This window comes from Streptomyces sp. NBC_00647 (genome assembly GCF_045207245.1).
Taxonomy (GTDB): domain Bacteria; phylum Actinomycetota; class Actinomycetes; order Streptomycetales; family Streptomycetaceae; genus Streptomyces.
Genome location: NZ_CP109040.1, coordinates 4,843,649 through 4,859,896 on the forward strand (window position 1 = coordinate 4,843,649; position 16,248 = coordinate 4,859,896).

General features: G+C 71.2%; 16 protein-coding genes. 10 read left to right on the forward strand and 6 right to left on the reverse strand.

Going from position 1 to position 16,248, the window contains the following annotated elements; genetic code table 11:
• The first annotated feature begins 382 nt into the window (after positions 1 to 382).
• From OG788_RS21075 to serC, 7 genes are all read left to right on the forward strand, one after another.
• Positions 383 to 2,233: an ATP-binding protein gene (locus OG788_RS21075; protein ID WP_406372702.1), complete on the forward strand. Its 1,851-nt coding sequence runs from the start codon at positions 383 to 385 to the stop codon at positions 2,231 to 2,233.
• Entirely contained in the window at positions 2,230 to 2,637 is a 408-nt protein-coding gene (locus tag OG788_RS21080; RefSeq protein WP_266759919.1) for a roadblock/LC7 domain-containing protein, read from the forward strand. Before OG788_RS21075 ends, OG788_RS21080 begins: the two co-directional genes overlap by 4 nt.
• Positions 2,634 to 2,990 carry a DUF742 domain-containing protein gene (locus tag OG788_RS21085; protein WP_351541539.1) on the forward strand — a complete coding sequence of 119 codons (357 nt, stop codon included), beginning with the start codon at positions 2,634 to 2,636 and terminating at the stop codon, positions 2,988 to 2,990. The genes OG788_RS21080 and OG788_RS21085 overlap by 4 nt, the downstream gene beginning before the upstream one ends.
• A complete protein-coding gene (locus OG788_RS21090; protein WP_406372704.1) occupies positions 2,971 to 3,609 on the forward strand; it encodes a GTP-binding protein in 639 nt (212 codons plus the stop codon). Before OG788_RS21085 ends, OG788_RS21090 begins: the two co-directional genes overlap by 20 nt.
• Entirely contained in the window at positions 3,606 to 4,826 is a 1,221-nt protein-coding gene (locus OG788_RS21095) for a cytochrome P450 (RefSeq protein WP_406372706.1), read from the forward strand. Before OG788_RS21090 ends, OG788_RS21095 begins: the two co-directional genes overlap by 4 nt.
• A 106-nt stretch (positions 4,827 to 4,932) precedes the next feature.
• Complete coding sequence (locus OG788_RS21100) at positions 4,933 to 6,156, forward strand: cytochrome P450 (protein ID WP_406372708.1); 1,224 nt, start codon at positions 4,933 to 4,935, stop codon at positions 6,154 to 6,156.
• 115 nt (positions 6,157 to 6,271) lie between these two features.
• The gene (gene serC / locus OG788_RS21105; RefSeq protein ID WP_406372710.1) at positions 6,272 to 7,390 is read left to right on the forward strand and encodes a phosphoserine transaminase; all 1,119 of its coding nucleotides are present in this window, start codon (positions 6,272 to 6,274) and stop codon (positions 7,388 to 7,390) included.
• An 84-nt stretch (positions 7,391 to 7,474) separates the two neighbouring features.
• On the opposite strand, the gene OG788_RS21110 is transcribed toward serC, so the two are convergent.
• Complete coding sequence (locus tag OG788_RS21110) at positions 7,475 to 8,476, reverse strand: WD40 repeat domain-containing protein (protein WP_406372712.1); 1,002 nt, start codon at positions 8,474 to 8,476, stop codon at positions 7,475 to 7,477.
• A gap of 279 nt (positions 8,477 to 8,755) precedes the next feature.
• Between OG788_RS21110 and OG788_RS21115 the strand changes: the two genes are divergently transcribed.
• The gene (locus OG788_RS21115; protein WP_406372714.1) at positions 8,756 to 9,439 is read left to right on the forward strand and encodes an SGNH/GDSL hydrolase family protein; all 684 of its coding nucleotides are present in this window, start codon (positions 8,756 to 8,758) and stop codon (positions 9,437 to 9,439) included.
• 46 nt (positions 9,440 to 9,485) lie between these two features.
• Here the strand turns inward: OG788_RS21115 and OG788_RS21120 are convergent, their stop codons facing one another.
• Positions 9,486 to 10,268 (reverse strand): SAM-dependent methyltransferase, encoded by a 783-nt coding sequence (locus OG788_RS21120; protein ID WP_406372716.1) that lies wholly within the window; start codon positions 10,266 to 10,268, stop codon positions 9,486 to 9,488.
• Between the two features lie 227 nt (positions 10,269 to 10,495).
• On the opposite strand from OG788_RS21120, the gene OG788_RS21125 reads away from it, so the two are divergent.
• A complete protein-coding gene (locus OG788_RS21125) occupies positions 10,496 to 11,488 on the forward strand; it encodes an aldo/keto reductase (protein WP_406372718.1) in 993 nt (330 codons plus the stop codon).
• 133 nt (positions 11,489 to 11,621) lie between these two features.
• Here the strand turns inward: OG788_RS21125 and thpR are convergent, their stop codons facing one another.
• The 3 genes from thpR to OG788_RS21140 form a co-directional block, all read right to left on the reverse strand.
• Complete coding sequence (gene thpR, locus OG788_RS21130) at positions 11,622 to 12,212, reverse strand: RNA 2',3'-cyclic phosphodiesterase (RefSeq protein WP_406372720.1); 591 nt, start codon at positions 12,210 to 12,212, stop codon at positions 11,622 to 11,624.
• 127 nt (positions 12,213 to 12,339) lie between these two features.
• Positions 12,340 to 13,704, reverse strand: a complete 1,365-nt coding sequence (locus OG788_RS21135; protein ID WP_406372722.1) for an MFS transporter — start codon at positions 13,702 to 13,704, stop codon at positions 12,340 to 12,342.
• Between the two features lie 114 nt (positions 13,705 to 13,818).
• The gene (locus OG788_RS21140) at positions 13,819 to 14,256 is read right to left on the reverse strand and encodes a MarR family transcriptional regulator (protein ID WP_351541558.1); all 438 of its coding nucleotides are present in this window, start codon (positions 14,254 to 14,256) and stop codon (positions 13,819 to 13,821) included.
• Positions 14,257 to 14,400: 144 nt separating this feature from the next.
• On the opposite strand from OG788_RS21140, the gene OG788_RS21145 reads away from it, so the two are divergent.
• Positions 14,401 to 14,583, forward strand: coding sequence for a ribbon-helix-helix protein, CopG family (locus OG788_RS21145; RefSeq protein ID WP_406372724.1), 183 nt, complete (start codon positions 14,401 to 14,403; stop codon positions 14,581 to 14,583).
• 22 nt (positions 14,584 to 14,605) lie between these two features.
• Here OG788_RS21145 and OG788_RS21150 read toward each other — a convergent pair whose 3' ends face one another.
• Positions 14,606 to 16,057: an NCS2 family permease gene (locus tag OG788_RS21150; RefSeq protein WP_406372726.1), complete on the reverse strand. Its 1,452-nt coding sequence runs from the start codon at positions 16,055 to 16,057 to the stop codon at positions 14,606 to 14,608.
• Positions 16,058 to 16,248: the final 191 nt, after the last annotated feature.

Consider the following 16,248-nt stretch of genomic DNA (forward strand, 5'->3'; position numbering starts at 1 on the left):
GCAGTTTCTCCGGGAGCCCTTTCGGCGCCCCCCGGGGAGGCCCGTCCGGCACGTCCCCGGGTGGTCCACCGAGCCGTCCACCGGTCCCCCCTCGATGCCTCCCCCCGGGTCGCCCCTCCGGCAGTCCGTCCGGCCGTCCACCCAGATCCGTCATGTCTCCAGGATGCCGCCGGACGCCGGTACCGGCTGCCCGGCCGGTACCCGAAAGGCCCCGATATGCGGGGGCGATCATGAAACCGCTTCCCGAACCTTCCCAATCCGATCACGAACTCCCATATAGTGACCGCGAGTTGAGCACCAGGTGTCGCTTCTCGCCCAGGACCGACCGAGGACACGACCGAGGACACGTTCTCCCCCCAGGAACACGACCGAGGACCGATTGATGACCCCGCCCCTGCCCTCCGGCGAACGACCCGCCCTGCGCGCCACAGCACCCGCCGCGCTGACCGCCGCCGTCCCGGCCGCGATCGCGGTGGTGACCGCCGTCCTGCTGGCCCCCGAATCGGCGCGCGTCCCCCTCGCCTGGGGAACAGGCGCCGCCGCCGTGCTCGTGTGCGTGGCCGTGATCGTGGCCGCCCGCGCCGCGCAGACCACGCGACTGGTACGCCGTCGCCTCGACAGCGTGACCCAGGACGCCGGCCGGCTCCTTCAGGAACGGGCCCGGCTGACCGAGGAGTTCAACCAGGAGCGGGCCCGGCTGCTCGACGACGCCGCCCGCGAACGCGCCCGCGCGGCCGAGGCCGCCGCCCAGGACCGGATCCGCCTGACCGAGGCCGCCGATCGCGAACACGCCCGCCTCACCGAGGAGTTCGCCCAGGAGCGGGAACTGCTCACCGGCGAGCGCCTCCGGCTCACCGAGCGCAACGCCGAACTCTCCGAGCGCGCCCGGCAGGCCGTCGGCGACCGCGCCGCCGCGATCTCGGCGACCGCCAACGCGGCCGGACGCATGCAGGCGCTGTCCACCGGCATGCTCGCCGACCTGCGGGCCATGGAGGAGAGGCACTCCGACGAGGACGTCCTCGCCGACCTCCTCCACCTCGACCACCGCACCGCCCAGGCGGGCCGCCTCGCCGACTCCGTCGCCGTCCTGACGGGCGCGCGCTCGGGACGCCGCTGGGCCCGCCCGATCGTCATGGAGTCGATCCTGCGCGGCGCCATGGGCCGCATCGGCGGCTACCAGCGCGTGCGCGTCCACTCCGCCAGCGAGGCCGCCGTCGCCGGACACGCCGCCGAGGGCGTCATGCACGCGCTCGCCGAACTCCTCGACAACGCCGCCAACTTCTCGCCGCCGACCGCCGAAGTGCATGTGTACGTCGAGGAGGTCCCGGCGGGTGTCATCGTCTCCGTCGAGGACAGCGGCCTGGTGATGGGCGAAGTCCAGCTGCGCCGCGCCGAACGCGCCGTCACCGGCGTCGTCGGGCCCCGGTCCGGGCTCGGCGGCCTCACCGGCACCCGTCTCGGCCTCTCGGTGGTCGGCCGGCTGGCCCGCAAGTACGGCCTGAAGGTGTCCTTCCGGCCCTCCGCCCGCGGCGGCACCGGCGTCCTCGTCCTGATCCCGCAGGACCTCCTCACCCTGCCGAACATCCCGCTCGGCACGGCCCCGGCCCCGGAAGAGCCCGTCCTGTCGGCCCCGACGGCCGTCGACGGCCACAGCTCCGCGCCACGGTCCCGGGCCGACCAGGGATCGCCGGAGCCGGATCGGCCGCAGGGCTCGCAGGAGTCCTTGCCGCCCCGGGAATCCCCGGCGTCCCCCGTGTCGTACGCCGCCGCCCGCGCGGGCGACGACCTCGACCCGGACCCCGTCCCGACCCACGACTCGCCCCGGCACGAGCAGGGCCCCGGGTCCACCGGCGGCCTGCCCAAGCGCCGTCGCGGACGCACCCTCGCCCACGCCGAGCGCAGCCGCTCGCACGCGACACCCCCGGCCGCCCCCGAACCGCGTACCGGCGAAGACCCCAAGACCCGGTCGGCCGCCCGCTTCGGCACCTTCCGCCAGGCGGTGCGCGGCACGGCGCCGGGCGCCCCCGAAGCCGTACGGGCCGAAGTTCCCGCACCGGCCGAGGACCGGGTGCGGGCCGAGGACCACGGTCCGGACCCGCGGCCCGGACGCGCCGCCGCCGACGAACGCGGCACGGACGGCCCCCGCGACGAAACCGCCGCACGGGACGCCGCCCCCGCCACTTCCACCACCCCCACCCAGCATTCGTTCCCGGAAGGCGACACCACCCCATGACCGGCACCATCACCGCCGACGAGAAGCTCACCTGGCTCATCGAGGGCCTCCTTGAGCGCACCCCGGGCGCACGGCACGCGCTCGTGCTCTCCCGCGACGGCCTGAAGCTGTGCCGCACTCCGGAGCTGTCGGTCGACCAGGCCGACCAGCTCGCCGCCATCGCCGCCGGCATCCAGTCGCTGTCCCACGGGGCGTCCGTGGAGTTCGGCGACGGCAGCGGGGGCGTGCGCTCGGCGATGGCCGAGTTCTACGGAGGGGTGCTGTTCATCGTGGAGGCCGGCGACGGCGCGCACCTCGCCGTCGTCACCGCCGAGGACGCCGACGCCGGACTCGTCGGGCACAACATGAGCGAACTCGTGGAACAGCTCGGCGAGTACCTGAGCGCGCCGCCGCGGACGTCATGAGCCGTCCCGGCAGGGACGACGCGCCCGACCGGCTGTACACCCTCACCCAAGGACGCAGCCGGTCCGGGCCCGACACCCCCTTCGACCTGGTGACACTGGTGGTCGCCGAGTGCGATCCGGTGGTGGGCATGCAGTCCGAGCACGCCGCGATCCTGCGGATGTGCGAGCGGCCGACGGCGGTCGTGGAGATCGCGGCGGAGCTGAACCTGCCGGTGTCGATCACCCGCATCCTGCTCTCCGACCTGCTCTCCACGGGCCGCGTCAGCGCCCGCCACCCGCACACCACTGTTCCTTCCGGTCTTCCCGATCCCGACATTCTGGAGCAGGTGCTCGTTGGACTCCGTAACCTCTGACGCTCGTGCGCCCCTGTCGGCGTCGGCCGACAACGGTCTCAAGATCGTGATCGTGGGCGGCTTCGGCGTCGGCAAGACGACCCTGGTCCGCTCGGTCAGCGAGATACGTCCCCTCAACACCGAGGAGACGATGACGCAGGCCGGCGCGGCCGTCGACGACATCAACGAGGTCCGCGGCAAGACCGCGACCACCGTCGCCTTCGACTTCGGGCGCATCACGCTGGACGCCCACAACGTCCTGTACCTGTTCGGCGCGCCCGGCCAGGAGCGGTTCTGGTTCCTGTGGGACCGGCTGTTCTCCGGCACGCTCGGCGCGGTCGTCCTGGTCGACACGCGCCGTATCGACGACTCCTGGTACGCCATCGACCGGCTGGAGCACCACGGCACGCCCTTCATCGTGGCCTGCAACGACTTCGGCGGCCCCCCGCACACCCCCGCGCAGATCCGCGAGGCCCTCGACCTCGACCCGCACGTGCCGCTGATCGACTGCGACGCCCGCTCCCGGGAGTCCAGCAAGCGGGTGCTGATCACGCTGGTGGAGCACATCCAGTCCCTCTACGTCCGTCCCGGCGCCCCGGCCGAGGAAGGCGCCCTTCAATCACCGGAGTTGGCGCTGTGACCCCCACACCCGCACCCGCGCCCGTACCCCTGAACGGGCCGCGGTTCCAGACCGAACCCGGCGAGCTGTACCGGGAGATGCGGCGTGAGCACGGTTCCGTCGTACCGGTCGTCCTCGACGGCGACATTCCGGCCTGGCTGGTGCTGGGCTACCGCGAACTGCACCAGGTCACCGGCGATCCGCAGCTGTTCAGCCGCGACTCGGACCTGTGGAGCCAGTGGGACCGCATCCCCGACGACTGGCCGCTGCTGCCGATGATCGGTCGCAAGCAGCCCTCCATCCTGTACACCGTCGGCGAGCGCCACCGCGAGCGCGCTGCGATGATCAGCAACGCCCTCGAAGCCGTGGACCCCTTCGAACTGCGCTCCCAGGCGGAGAAGTTCGCCGACGAGCTGATCGACGCGGTCTGTGCCAAGGGTGAGACGGACATCGTCGGCGACTACGCGGCACTGCTCCCCGTACGGGTCCTCGCCACGCTCTACGGCTTCGCGGACGAGCAGGGTCCCGGCCTGGTGACCGCCCTGAACGACATGATCAACGGGCGCGAGGGCGCGCTGGCAGGACAGCAGCATCTCGCCGCCTCCATGGCGCAGTTGCTCGCCGACCGCAAGGAGACACCGGCGAACGACGTCGTCTCCCGGATGCTCGCGGACCCCTCGGGTTTCAGCGACGAGGAGATCGCCCAGGACCTGATGGTCATGATGGCCGCCGGTCACCAGCCGACCGCCGACTGGATCGGCAACTCGCTGCGTCTGATGCTCACCGACGAGCGGTTCGCGGCCTCGCTGTTCGGCGGCCGGCACAGTGTCGCCGAGGCCATGAACGAGGTGCTGTGGGAGGACACCCCGACCCAGAACGTGGCCGGGCGCTGGGCCTCCCGCCACACCCAGCTCGGCGGCCGCCGGGTCCGCGCCGGCGACCTGCTGCTGCTCGGCCTGCAGGGCGCCAACTCCGACCCCCAGGTCCGCACCGACAGTTCCGCCCTCACCGGCGGCAACAACGCCCACTTCTCCTTCGGTCACGGCGAGCACCGCTGCCCGTTCCCGGCACAGGAGGTCGCCGAGGTCATCGCGCGCACCGGGATCGAGGTCGTCCTGGACCGGCTGCCGGACATCGACCTGGCCGTGCCCGCCGAGTCGCTGGCCCGGCGCCCCTCCCCGTGGCTGCGGGGCCTGACCGAGCTGCCCGTGCGGTTCACGCCCGTACCTGTCCTCTGAGACGCCGTTGCGCCCGGCCGGCACACCGCTCGGCCGGGGTCCGGGGCTCTCCCCTGCCCCGGGGAAGACGCAGTACTCCCACTTCAGCCCTTGGAGGCACCCCCGCATGACCACCGGTACCGAAGAGACCCGCATAGTCCTGGACCCCTTCGTCACCGACCTCGACGGCGAGAGCGCCGCGCTGCGCGCAGCGGGGCCGCTCGCCGCCGTCGAACTGCCCGGCGGTGTGCCGGTGTGGGCGGTCACCCACCACGCCGAGGCGCGCGCCCTGCTCACGGACCCCCGTCTGGTGAAGGACATCAACGTCTGGGGCGCCTGGCAGCGCGGCGAGATCGCCCCCGACTGGCCGCTGATCGGGCTCGCCAACCCCGGCCGTTCCATGCTCACGGTGGACGGCGCGGACCACCGGCGGATGCGCACCCTGGTGGCGCAGGCGCTGACGCCGCGACGGGTGGAGCAGATGCGGGAGCGGATCTCGAAGATGACGGAGAGTCTGCTCGACAACCTCACGGGGGAGGTCGTCGACCTGAAGGCCGACTTCGCCTACCCCCTGCCCATGTACGTCGTCGCCGACCTCATGGGCATCGAGGAGTCCCGTCTGCCGCGCCTGAAGGAGCTCTTCGAGAAGTTCTTCTCGACCCAGACCCCGCCCGCGGAGGTCATCGCGACCCTCACCGAGCTGGCCGGGATCATGGCGGAGACGGTGGCGGCGAAGCGCGCCGAGCCGGGCGACGACCTGACCAGCGCGCTGATCCTGGCCTCCGAGGACGGTGACCACCTCACCGACGCGGAGATCGTCTCCACGCTCCAGCTGATGGTCGCGGCGGGCCACGAGACGACGATCTCCCTGATCGTCAACGCGGTGGTCAACCTCTCCGCCCACCCCGACCAGCGCGCCCTCGTCCTCGCCGGCGAGATCGACTGGTCCGCGGTCGTCGAGGAGACCCTGCGCCACTCCACCCCGACCTCCCACGTCCTCATCCGCTTCGCGACGGAGGACGTCCCGGTCGGCGACAAGGTGATCCCGGCGGGCGACGCGCTGATCGTGTCGTACGGCGCGATCGGCCGCGACGAGAACGCCCACGGTCCGACGGCGGGCGACTTCGACGTCAGCCGCACCAGCAAGAACCGGCACATCTCCTTCGGCCACGGACCCCACGTCTGCCCCGGCGCGGCCCTGTCCCGCCTGGAGGCGGGTGTCGCCCTCCCCGCCCTGTACGAGCGCTTCCCGTCCCTGGACCTGGCCGTCCCGGTGTCGGAGCTCCGCAACAAGCCGGTGGTGACCCAGAACGATCTGTTCGAACTGCCGGTGCGGCTGATCGCCGGATGACCGTGTCGCCGGAGGGGCCCGCCACGGGCCCCTCCGGCGGCGGCCGTCAACCCGCCCCGTCTCAGCCGACGGACGACGTTTCGCCGAGGTTTCCCGGAACGGCTAGGCTCCCCGCGTGGCTGATATCCAGATCCCCGCTGACATCAAGCCCGCCGACGGACGATTCGGCGCTGGCCCCTCCAAGGTGCGGACGGAGGCACTGGACGCGCTGGCCGCGACCGGTAGTTCTCTGCTCGGCACGTCCCACCGCCAGGCCCCGGTCAAGAACCTGGTCGGCAAGGTGCGCGAGGGCGTGAGCGAGCTGTTCTCCCTGCCCGACGGGTACGAGGTGGTCCTCGGCAACGGCGGCTCCACCGCGTTCTGGGACGTCGCGACGCACGGCCTGATCGAGAACAAGTCGCAGCACCTCACGTTCGGTGAGTTCTCCTCCAAGTTCGCGAAGGCGGCCAAGCTCGCCCCGTGGCTCGCCGAGCCGACCGTGATCTCCTCCGACCCGGGCACGCACCCCGAGCCGGTCGCCGAGGCGGGCGTCGACGCCTACGCCTTCACCCACAACGAGACCTCGACCGGTGTCGCCGCCCCGATCAAGCGGGTGCAGGGCGCCGACGAGGCTTCCCTCGTCCTGGTGGACGCCACCTCCGGCGCGGGCGGCCTGCCCGTCGACATCGCCGAGACCGACGTCTACTACTTCGCCCCGCAGAAGTCCTTCGCCTCCGACGGCGGCCTGTGGATCGCCGTGTTCTCCCCGGCCGCGGTCGAGCGCGCCGAGCGCATCCACGCCTCCGGCCGCCACATCCCCGAGTTCTTCTCGCTGCCCACGGCGATCGACAACTCCCGCAAGAACCAGACGTACAACACCCCGGCCCTCGCCACGCTCTTCCTGCTCAACGAGCAGCTGGAGTGGATCAACGGCCAGGGCGGCCTCGCCTGGTCGGCGGCCCGGACGAAGGACTCCTCGGGCCGCCTCTACCGCTGGGCCGAGGACAGCAAGTACGCCACCCCGTTCGTGACGGACGCGGCCAAGCGCTCGCAGGTCATCGGCACGATCGACTTCGCCGACGAGATCGACGCCGCCGCCGTCGCCAAGGCCCTGCGCGCCAACGGCATCGTCGACACCGAGCCCTACCGCAAGCTCGGCCGCAACCAGCTGCGCGTCGCCATGTTCCCGGCGATCGACCCGGCGGACGTCGAGGCGCTGACCCGCTGCATCGACTACGTGATCGAGAAGCTGTAACCGTTCCTGCGAGATCAGGGGCGTCCGGCGCGTGAACGTGCCGGGCGCCCCTTTTCCGTCGAGGAGCGGCCGTGAGGAAGGCACTCAGTCGCGGCGCAGCAGCCTCTTGAACCCGAAGACCACGGCGAAGAGGGCGGCGACCGCGATGGCGCCGATCTTCACCCCGCCGCTCATGGTGCCGCCGCTTCCGCCCTCCGCTCCGGAACCGCCGTCCTTGGACGGCGACTTGGAGTCCGAGCCGCCGGCCCCGGGCGCGCTCTCCGACTGCACGGAGCTGTCCGCGCCCTCGCTGCCGTACAGGAGCTTCGATCCGTCGGTGGTGTAGGTGACGGACTCGCCCTGGCCCTGGAGGGGGACGTTCAGGCGGCCCGTCTTCTTGATCCTGCCGCTGTTCCAGTCGTAGGCGATACCGCCGAAGTAGCCGCGTACGGCGAGCTGCCGGCCGTCGGGGGAGAAGGCGCCGTCGGTGACCCAGAGGTCGATGGTGGCGACGGGCTTGAAGACGTTGGTGGCGGAGGCGGAGAGCTCGGCGGGGCCCTCGTACAGGTGGCCGCCGTCCTCGTTCTTGTCGGCGATGTAGACGCGACCCGTCTTGGGATGCACCATCAGCGCCTCCGCGTTGCGGGGACCGTCGGAGTACTTCACGACGAACTGGGTGGCACGGATCGTCTGGTCCTTGAGCACCTTGGGCTCGGGCAGCTTGTAGATCCACACGTGGTTCCAGGTGCCGCCGAGGTTGTCGCCGATGTCGCCGACATAGAGATCGCCGTCGGGTCCGAGGGAGATCGCCTCGACGTCCCGGGGCGCGCCGACCCCGCTCATGGTGATCGTCGCGACGGTGCGGCCGGTCCTGCTGTCGACGGCGTACAGGTAGGCACCGTCGTCGCTGTCGTTGTGGGTCCAGTAGATGCCGGGGTGGGCACGCGAGGCGGCGAGGCCGCTGGACTCGGTGATCCGGGAGTCCTTGATGGTGAATCCCCCGTCCCCGTCGTCGGCGAGGGCGGGCGCCGCCAGGGCGACGACAAGGGCGGCTCCGGCAACGGCTCCGGCGGCGGCTCCGGAGAGGAACGAGGGCGATCGGCGCATGGCCCAAGCCTGCCATCCCGCCGGTCCGTTCACGTCGGCCCCATCCTCCGCGAGCCACGCCCGCCGGCCCCGGCGCACCCACCCGGCCTCACCCGGCCCATCCGGGCCTACGGCCGCCTGGCTCGCGGCCCCTGGGCCCGCCTGCACCCCCCGCGAACCCCGGCCCGGTTCCACGTGCCCCACCGGGCCCCGTGAACCCCGCCGGACCCCCGCGACGGCGTGTCCAGCCTCACACCGTGACGGCGCATGGCACCCGGACCGATCGTCCATGATGAGCGGATGCTCAGGTTCATGCCCGTCGGCGACTCCATGACGATCGGTAGCGCGGGCGAACACACATGGCGTTACCGAATGTGGCAGCACCTGCGCGCGACGTACGGGGGCCCGTTCAAGATCGTCGGTCCGCGCGAGACGCTCTACGACAAGGCGACGAACTCCCCCGACTCGCACGAGTACGCGGACCCGGAGTTCCCCCGAGCCCACCTGGCCGGCTGGGGCGAGGGCTGGCTGCACATGGCGCCGCTGATCCGCGAGACGGTCCGCGCGCAGCGCGCCGACATCCTGCTGGTCTCCCTCGGCCTCATCGACCTCGGCTTCTACACGAACGCCGTCCAGACCGCCGCGAACGCCCGCACCTTCGTCGAGGAGGCCCGCGCCGCGAACCCGCGCATCCGCATGGTCCTGCTCCCGGTGATACCGAACGTCCGCGCCGAGTCCGACGCCCCCTTCGCCACCGAGGTCGCCGCCTTCAACGAGCTGCTCGCCAAGACGGTCGCCGACCTCGACGAACCGCGCTCCCCGCTGCTGCTCGCGACCCCGCCCCTCTCGTACGACATCACCTTCGACACGTACGACGGCACCCACCCGAACGCGAGCGGCGAACACAAGATCGCGGAAGGTTTCGCGGAGGCGATGTACCAGGCCTGGGACCTGGGCGAGCCCTATACGGCCGCGTCCGACTGACCGGTTCCGGGCGCTGTCCGGTCACCGCGCGCGCAGCCGCCCGGGGTCAGGGACCGACCGGCCTGCGGGCGCTCAGCAGGGCGAAGGACAGGAAGGCTCCCGCGTCGGCGGTGAGCATGTCGATGACCGGCTGCTGGGAGGCGCGGCCGTCCGGCCGGTGCTCGGCGCAGGCGCGGGTCCACAGCAGCCAGTCGCGCCAGGCGTCCTGCTGGAAGCGCGCCGACGTCACTGTCACGAGTCCGGTGATCTCCCACTGGAACCGCCACCAGTCGGGCGTGTGCCACGCCATGGCCTCCCAGCCGACCACCTCCTTGATGTGCGCCGGGATCGAACCGAGTTCCCGGACCTCCCGGGTCAACGCGGGTGTGGCCACGCCCAGTTGGCCGCCGGGCCGCAGAAACTTCACCAGGTACGGCAGATAGCTGTCCGCGGTGCCGAAGTACTCGAACGCGTCGACGCTCACGATCGCGTCGAAACTCTCCTCGTCGAAGGGCAGTTGATGGGCCTCGGCCCGGACGGCCGTCACCTCCCCGGCGACACCCGCCGCCGCGAGGACCGGCTCGACCTCCTCCGGCGCGACCCACCAGTCGGCCGCGACGACCCGCACCCCGTACTCCCGCGCGAGGAACACCGAGGTCGCCCCCTTCCCCGATCCCAGGTCGAGCACGCGCATGCCCGGCCGGAGGTCCAGATCGCGCGCCAGGTCCTCCAGCAGCCACAGCGGGTTCGGCCCCATGTCGAGGCCGAGCAGCCAGCCGGGGTCGTAGGCGGAGGAGCGGGGGTAGCGGTCCGGGCGGACGAGCGCGTCGAGCGCGGCGGGTCGGGTCACGGGCGACGAGCCAAGCGGATCGCCGGGCGCGGAGCAACTGGTTTACCCCGGAGGGAAGTTCGGTCGCCCCGCGCACGCCGCCGGCCCCGCTGGACAGACCTCGGCCCAGGTGGCGGTCGCACACAGATCCGGAGCCCGGTGATCGTTCGTCCGGGAGTCCGTTCTCCCGCGCCGCCGGGCGCTCCGCTCTTGCCTAGAGCGCACTCCACCCCGTTGGCTGGTGAGTCATGAAGTACACACAGCTCGGACGCACGGGGCTCAAGGTCAGCCGGCTCGTCCTCGGCACCATGAACTTCGGACCGCAGACCGACGAGGCCGACAGCCACGCCATCATGGACGCGGCGCTCGACTCGGGAATCAACTATTTCGACACGGCGAACGTGTACGGCTGGGGCGAGAACAAGGGCCGTACGGAATCGATCATCGGGAACTGGTTCGCCCAGGGCGGCGACCGTCGCGACCGGACGGTACTCGCCACCAAGCTGTACGGGAACATGGGCGCCGAGGGCGACGCGTGGCCCAACCACGACAAGCTCTCCGCCCTGAACATCCGGCGCGCGGTCGAGGCGAGCCTCAAACGGCTCCAGACCGACTACATCGACGTCTACCAGTTCCACCACGTCGACCGGTCCACTCCCTTCGAGGAGATCTGGCAGGCGGTCGACGTCCTGGTGCAGCAGGGAAAGATCCTCTACGTGGGGTCCAGCAACTTCCCCGGCTACAAGATCGCCCAGGCCAACGAGATCGCCGCCCGCCGCCACGGCACCATCGGACTGGTCAGCGAGCAGTGCCTCTACAACCTCGCCGAGCGGCGCGCCGAGATGGAGGTCGTCCCGGCCGCGCGGGAGTACGGGCTCGGAGTCATCCCCTGGTCGCCGCTGCACGGCGGACTGCTGGGCGGTGTGATCAAGAAGGAGGTCGAGGGCGGCCGCCGGGCGAGCGGCCGGTCCGCCGACGCCCTCGCCAACACGGCCGTACGCACTCAGATCCAGGCGTACGAGGACCTGCTCGAGAAGCACGGCCTGGAGCCCGGAGAGGCCGCGCTGGCCTGGCTGCTGACCCGTCCCGGTGTCACCGGCCCCATCGTGGGCCCGCGCACGGCGGAGCAGCTGGAGTCGGCGCTGCGCGCCGTGGAGCTGGAGCTGTCGGAGGAGGTCCTGGAGGGTCTCGACGAGATCTTCCCGGGGCCGGGGCCGTCCCCCGAGGCGTTCGCCTGGTAGCGGCGCGACCAGCCCGGCGTCCGGCGGTGGCGGTCGCTACCCGACCGCCGCCGCCAGGGCCACGACGACGAACATCAGCACGAGCACACCGGCCATGATCCGGTTACGGGTCTTCGGGTTCACGCCACCGAGGTTAACCGGCTGCCGGGCCGGTCCCGTCGCCCGCCCCCAGCGGCAGGCTCACCAGGGTCTCGTAACGTGGCTGCTCACCGGGGACTCCCGACGTCGGCAGGTTGCTGCGGACGAGACACAACTCACGCACCGTCCAGGCCTGCCCGGCAAAGGTGTCCAGGGCGGCGACGTACGGCTTGAAGTCGGCGGAGTCGCGGCTGCGGGCCACCGTCAGATGGGGCCGGTAGTGGCGGTGCTCCTCCATCTCGACGCCCGCCTTGCGGCCCGCCGCCTCCGCCCGGCCCGCCAGCAGCCGCATGGTGTCCGTGTCCCCCGCCGCCCCCACCCACAGGGCGCGCCCGCCGAAGTGCCCGCCGCCGCGCAGGGACAGTGGGAAGGGGCCGGTGCGACGGGCGGCCCGGGTCAGCCGCTCCGCGAGGTCCGCGGCGGTGTCCTCGGCCACCTCTCCGTAGAACGCGAGGGTGAAGTGCCAGCCGGGGCGGCCCGTCCAGCGCAGCGCGTCCGCATCCGGCATCCGCCGCAACGCGTCCACTTCCGGGACGAGTTCACGCACCGCATCGGCCGGGGGCAGTACCGCCGCGAAGAGTCTCATGCGGCCAGCCTTCCAGGGAACGGCGATCAGCACACGGGAGCGGGCGAGGCGGCCGGAGGTCCGACCCGCCGGATACGCGAGAGGCGGCCGGCCGCGCGAGCGGACCGACCGCCTCCGGGGGCGTCTCTCACACCGCGGTGGCCAGCTGCTCCTCGCTCCGCGCGCGGGGCACGAAGCGGACCCGGGGGTGGCCGTGGTGCCAGCCGAGGGAGACCCGCAGGCCGCCGAGGCGGGCCAGGACCAGCCCGATCGTCGTCGCCGCGGTCATCGAGACCAGTCCGCCGAGCGCGAAGCCCACCCGGGGGCCGTAGGCGTCGGTGACCCAGCCGACCAGCGGCGCGCCGAGGGGCGAGCCGCCCATGAAGACCATCATGAACAGCGCCATGACACGGCCCCGCATGGCCGGGTCGGTGGCCATCTGGACCGAGGTGTTCGCGGTGACGTTCACCGTCAGGCCGAAGATCCCGATCGGCACCATCAGGAGGGAGAACAGCCAGAGCGAGGGCGCCGTCGCCGCCACCACCTCGAGCGCGCCGAAGGCCAGCGCCGCCGCGATCAGCACGCGCAGCCGGGCCGTGCCGCGCCGGGCGGCGAGCAGCGCGCCGGCCAGCGAACCGACCGCCATCAGGGTGTTGAAGAGGCTGTAGGCCCCGGCGCCCGCGTGGAAGGTGTCGTCCGCGTAGGCCGACAGCCAGACGGGGAAGTTGAAGCCGAAGGTGCCGATGAAGCCGACGAGGACGATCGGCCAGATCAGTTCGGGGCGCCCCGCGACGTACTGGAGGCCTTCGCGGAGCTGGCCCTTGGCGCGCGGTGCCCGCTCGACGACCTGCAGTTCGCGAGCGCGCATCAGCAGCAGGCCCGCGATGGGGGCCACGAACGACAGGCCGTTCAGGAGGAAGGCCCAGCCGGTGCCGACGCCGGTGATCAGCAGGCCGGCGACGGCGGGGCCGACCAGGCGCGCGGACTGGAAGTTCGCGGAGTTCAGGCTGACCGCGTTCTGCAGCTGGCCGGGGCCGACCATCTCGGAGACGAAGGACTGGCGTGCCGGGTTGTCGACCACGGTGGCCAGACCGACGGCGAAGGCGGCGAGATAGACGTGCCAGACCTGGACATGGCCGGAGAGGGTGAGGAAGGCGAGCGCGAGGCCGGTGAGGGCCATCGCCGTCTGGGTGACCAGCAGCGTGGGGCGCTTGGGCATGCGGTCGACGAGGACACCGCCGTACAGCCCGAAGAGCAGCATCGGCAGGAACTGGAGCGCGGTGGTGATGCCGACGGCGGCGGAGGAGCCGGTCAGGCTCAGCACCAGCCAGTCCTGGGCGATGCGCTGCATCCAGGTGCCGGTGTTGGAGACGACCTGCCCGAGGAAGAACAGGCGGTAGTTACGGATCCTCAGCGAGCTGAACATCGAGGACGAACGGGGGGAGTCGTGGGCGGCTTCGGAGTCGTGGGTGGCTGGTGCGGGGGCGGAGTGTGCTCCGGGTCCCGAACTCAAAAGGGCTCGCCTCCAGGGCAGTCGTGGACGTCGGCGTCGTGGTGGGGGCGTCGGCGCTTGAGGGGAAGGGGGGTGGCCCTCGCGGATCGGGGATCGGCTGAGGGCCGCCGGTGGTCAGATGTGGGCGAGCTTCTCCAGAACGGGGGCGGCTTCGCGGAGCTTGGCCCATTCGTCCTCGTCGAGGGCCTCGACCAGTCCGGCCAGGAACGCGTTCCGCTTGCTGCGGCTCTCTTCGAGCATGGCCTCCGCCTTGTCGGTCTGCGTCACGACCTTCTGGCGCCGGTCCTCGGGGTGCGGCTCCAGCCTGACGAGACCCTTGGCTTCGAGCAGCGCGACGATGCGGGTCATCGACGGCGGCTGCACATGTTCCTTGCGGGCGAGCTCGCCGGGTGTGGCGGTGCCGCAACGGGCGAGGGTGCCGAGCACCGACATCTCGGTGGGGCTCAGCGACTCGTCGACCCGCTGGTGCTTGAGTCGACGCGACAACCGCATCACTGCGGAGCGCAAGGCGTTCACGGCGGCCTCGTCGTCGCCATGGGTGAGGTCAGGCATGTTCTTTAGCTTAACTCATTACTCTCGCTAAAGACCAACGGGATGCCCGGGAAACGCGCCACCGGACCCCGGGATCACTCATATGAGTGAGATCGCTCCGGAAAGTGACCCGGATCCGGCCGGGAAGCGGCGACCCTCGACTCCATGGGGACCAGCGTGCTCAGCCTGCGGATGGACGGGGAGCTGCTCGACCGGCTCCGACAACACGCCGCCAGACGCGGAATGAGCGTCCAGGACTATGTGGTCCGGACGCTCATTCGCGACGACTTCGACGAGCGGTTCCAGACCGCCGTCGAGGAGACGGAGAAGTTCTACGGGGTCACGTGACCCCCCGCACGGCCGGGGCCGCTCAGGTCAGGCCGAGGGCCGGCATGAGGTAGTAGAAGGTGAACACGGCCGACACCACGTACATGGCGACCGGGATGTCACGGCCGCGGCCCGCCGCCAGACGCAGCACGACGAAGGCGATGAAGCCCATCCCGATGCCGTTCGTGATCGAGTAGGTGAACGGCATCATCATCATGGTCACGAAGGCCGGGATGGCGATCGTGTAGTCCGCCCAGTCGATCTCCTTGATCGAGTGGGACATGATCAGGAAGCCGACCGCGATCAGGGCCGGGGTGGCGGCCTGGGACGGGACCATCGTGGCGACGGGGGTCAGGAAGAGGGCCACGGCGAAGAGCGCGCCGGTGATCACGTTCGCGAAGCCCGTGCGGGCACCCTCACCGACACCGGCCGTGGATTCCACGAAGCACGTGGTGGCCGAGGAGGAGCTGGCACCGCCCGCGGCGACGGCGATGCCGTCGACGAAGAGGACCTTGTTGATGCCGGGCATGTTGCCCTGCGCGTCCGTCAGCTTGGCCTCGTCGCTGATGCCCATGATCGTGCCCATCGCGTCGAAGAAGCACGACAGCAGCACGGTGAAGACGAAGAGGATGCCGGTCAGGACGCCGACCTTGCCGAAGCCGCCGAAGAGGCTGACCTGGCCGACGAGCCCGAAGTCCGGGCTGGCGACCGGGTTGCCGGGCCACTTCGGGGTGGTCAGGCCCCAGGACGGGATGGTGGCGACGGCGTCGATGATCACCGCGGCGACGGTCATGGTGACGATCGAGATGAGGATCGCGCCGGGCACCTTGCGCACCATCAGCGCGAGGGTGAACAGGGTGCCGAGGATGAAGACCAGGACGGGCCAGCCGGTGAGGTGACCGTCGGTGCCGAGCTGGAGCGGGACGGTCGTCTGGGCCACGTCCGGGATGCGCGTGACGAAGCCGGAGTCGACCAGGCCGATCAGCATGATGAACAGGCCGATGCCGATGGCGATGCCCTTGCGCAGGCCCAGCGGCACCGCGTTCATGACGCGCTCGCGCAGACCGGTGGCGACCAGGAGCATCACGATGAAGCCCGCGAGGACCACCATGCCCATGGCGTCCGGCCAGGACATGCGGGGCGCGAGCTGGAGGGCGACGACCGTGTTCACGCCGAGGCCCGCCGCCAGCGCGATCGGCACATTGCCGATGACGCCCATGAGGAGCGTGGTGAAGGCCGCGGTCAGCGCGGTCGCGGTGACCAGCTGCCCGTTGTCCAGGTGGTGCCCGTACATGTCCTTCGCGCTGCCCAGGATGATCGGGTTCAGCACGATGATGTACGCCATCGCGAAGAAGGTGGCGAAACCGCCGCGGATCTCGCGCGGGAGGCTGGAGCCCCGCTCGGAGATCTTGAAGTAGCGGTCGAGGGCGCTCTGCGCGGGCCGGGACTCCGGCTCCTGCGGGGCGGGGGCCTTGGTGGCGGCCGAGGTGGACATGCGGGTCCTCAAACGTGCGGGGGACGGTGAACATGATCGAGCCTGGTCAGCGGTCGATCACCAACAGGTTTCCCCCTGATCGCTGTTGGTGATTCATACGAATACAACTGGCCAGACTCGGACGGTTTCAGTATGAACATATGAGTCGGAAATCGCTATCTCCGCGCGTAGACCCTTGCCGCGCAAGGGGA

Coding starts and splice junctions, on each gene's coding strand:
- OG788_RS21075 (WP_406372702.1), top strand. CDS start 383: ATGACCCCGCCCCTGCCCTCCGGCGAACGACCCGCCCTGCGCGCCACA.
- OG788_RS21080 (WP_266759919.1), top strand. CDS start 2,230: ATGACCGGCACCATCACCGCCGACGAGAAGCTCACCTGGCTCATCGAG.
- OG788_RS21085 (WP_351541539.1), top strand. CDS start 2,634: ATGAGCCGTCCCGGCAGGGACGACGCGCCCGACCGGCTGTACACCCTC.
- OG788_RS21100 (WP_406372708.1), top strand. CDS start 4,933: ATGACCACCGGTACCGAAGAGACCCGCATAGTCCTGGACCCCTTCGTC.
- OG788_RS21110 (WP_406372712.1), bottom strand. CDS start 8,476: ATGCGCCGATCGCCCTCGTTCCTCTCCGGAGCCGCCGCCGGAGCCGTT.
- OG788_RS21115 (WP_406372714.1), top strand. CDS start 8,756: ATGCTCAGGTTCATGCCCGTCGGCGACTCCATGACGATCGGTAGCGCG.
- OG788_RS21125 (WP_406372718.1), top strand. CDS start 10,496: ATGAAGTACACACAGCTCGGACGCACGGGGCTCAAGGTCAGCCGGCTC.
- thpR (WP_406372720.1), bottom strand. CDS start 12,212: ATGAGACTCTTCGCGGCGGTACTGCCCCCGGCCGATGCGGTGCGTGAA.
- OG788_RS21140 (WP_351541558.1), bottom strand. CDS start 14,256: ATGCCTGACCTCACCCATGGCGACGACGAGGCCGCCGTGAACGCCTTG.
- OG788_RS21145 (WP_406372724.1), top strand. CDS start 14,401: ATGGGGACCAGCGTGCTCAGCCTGCGGATGGACGGGGAGCTGCTCGAC.
- OG788_RS21150 (WP_406372726.1), bottom strand. CDS start 16,057: ATGTCCACCTCGGCCGCCACCAAGGCCCCCGCCCCGCAGGAGCCGGAG.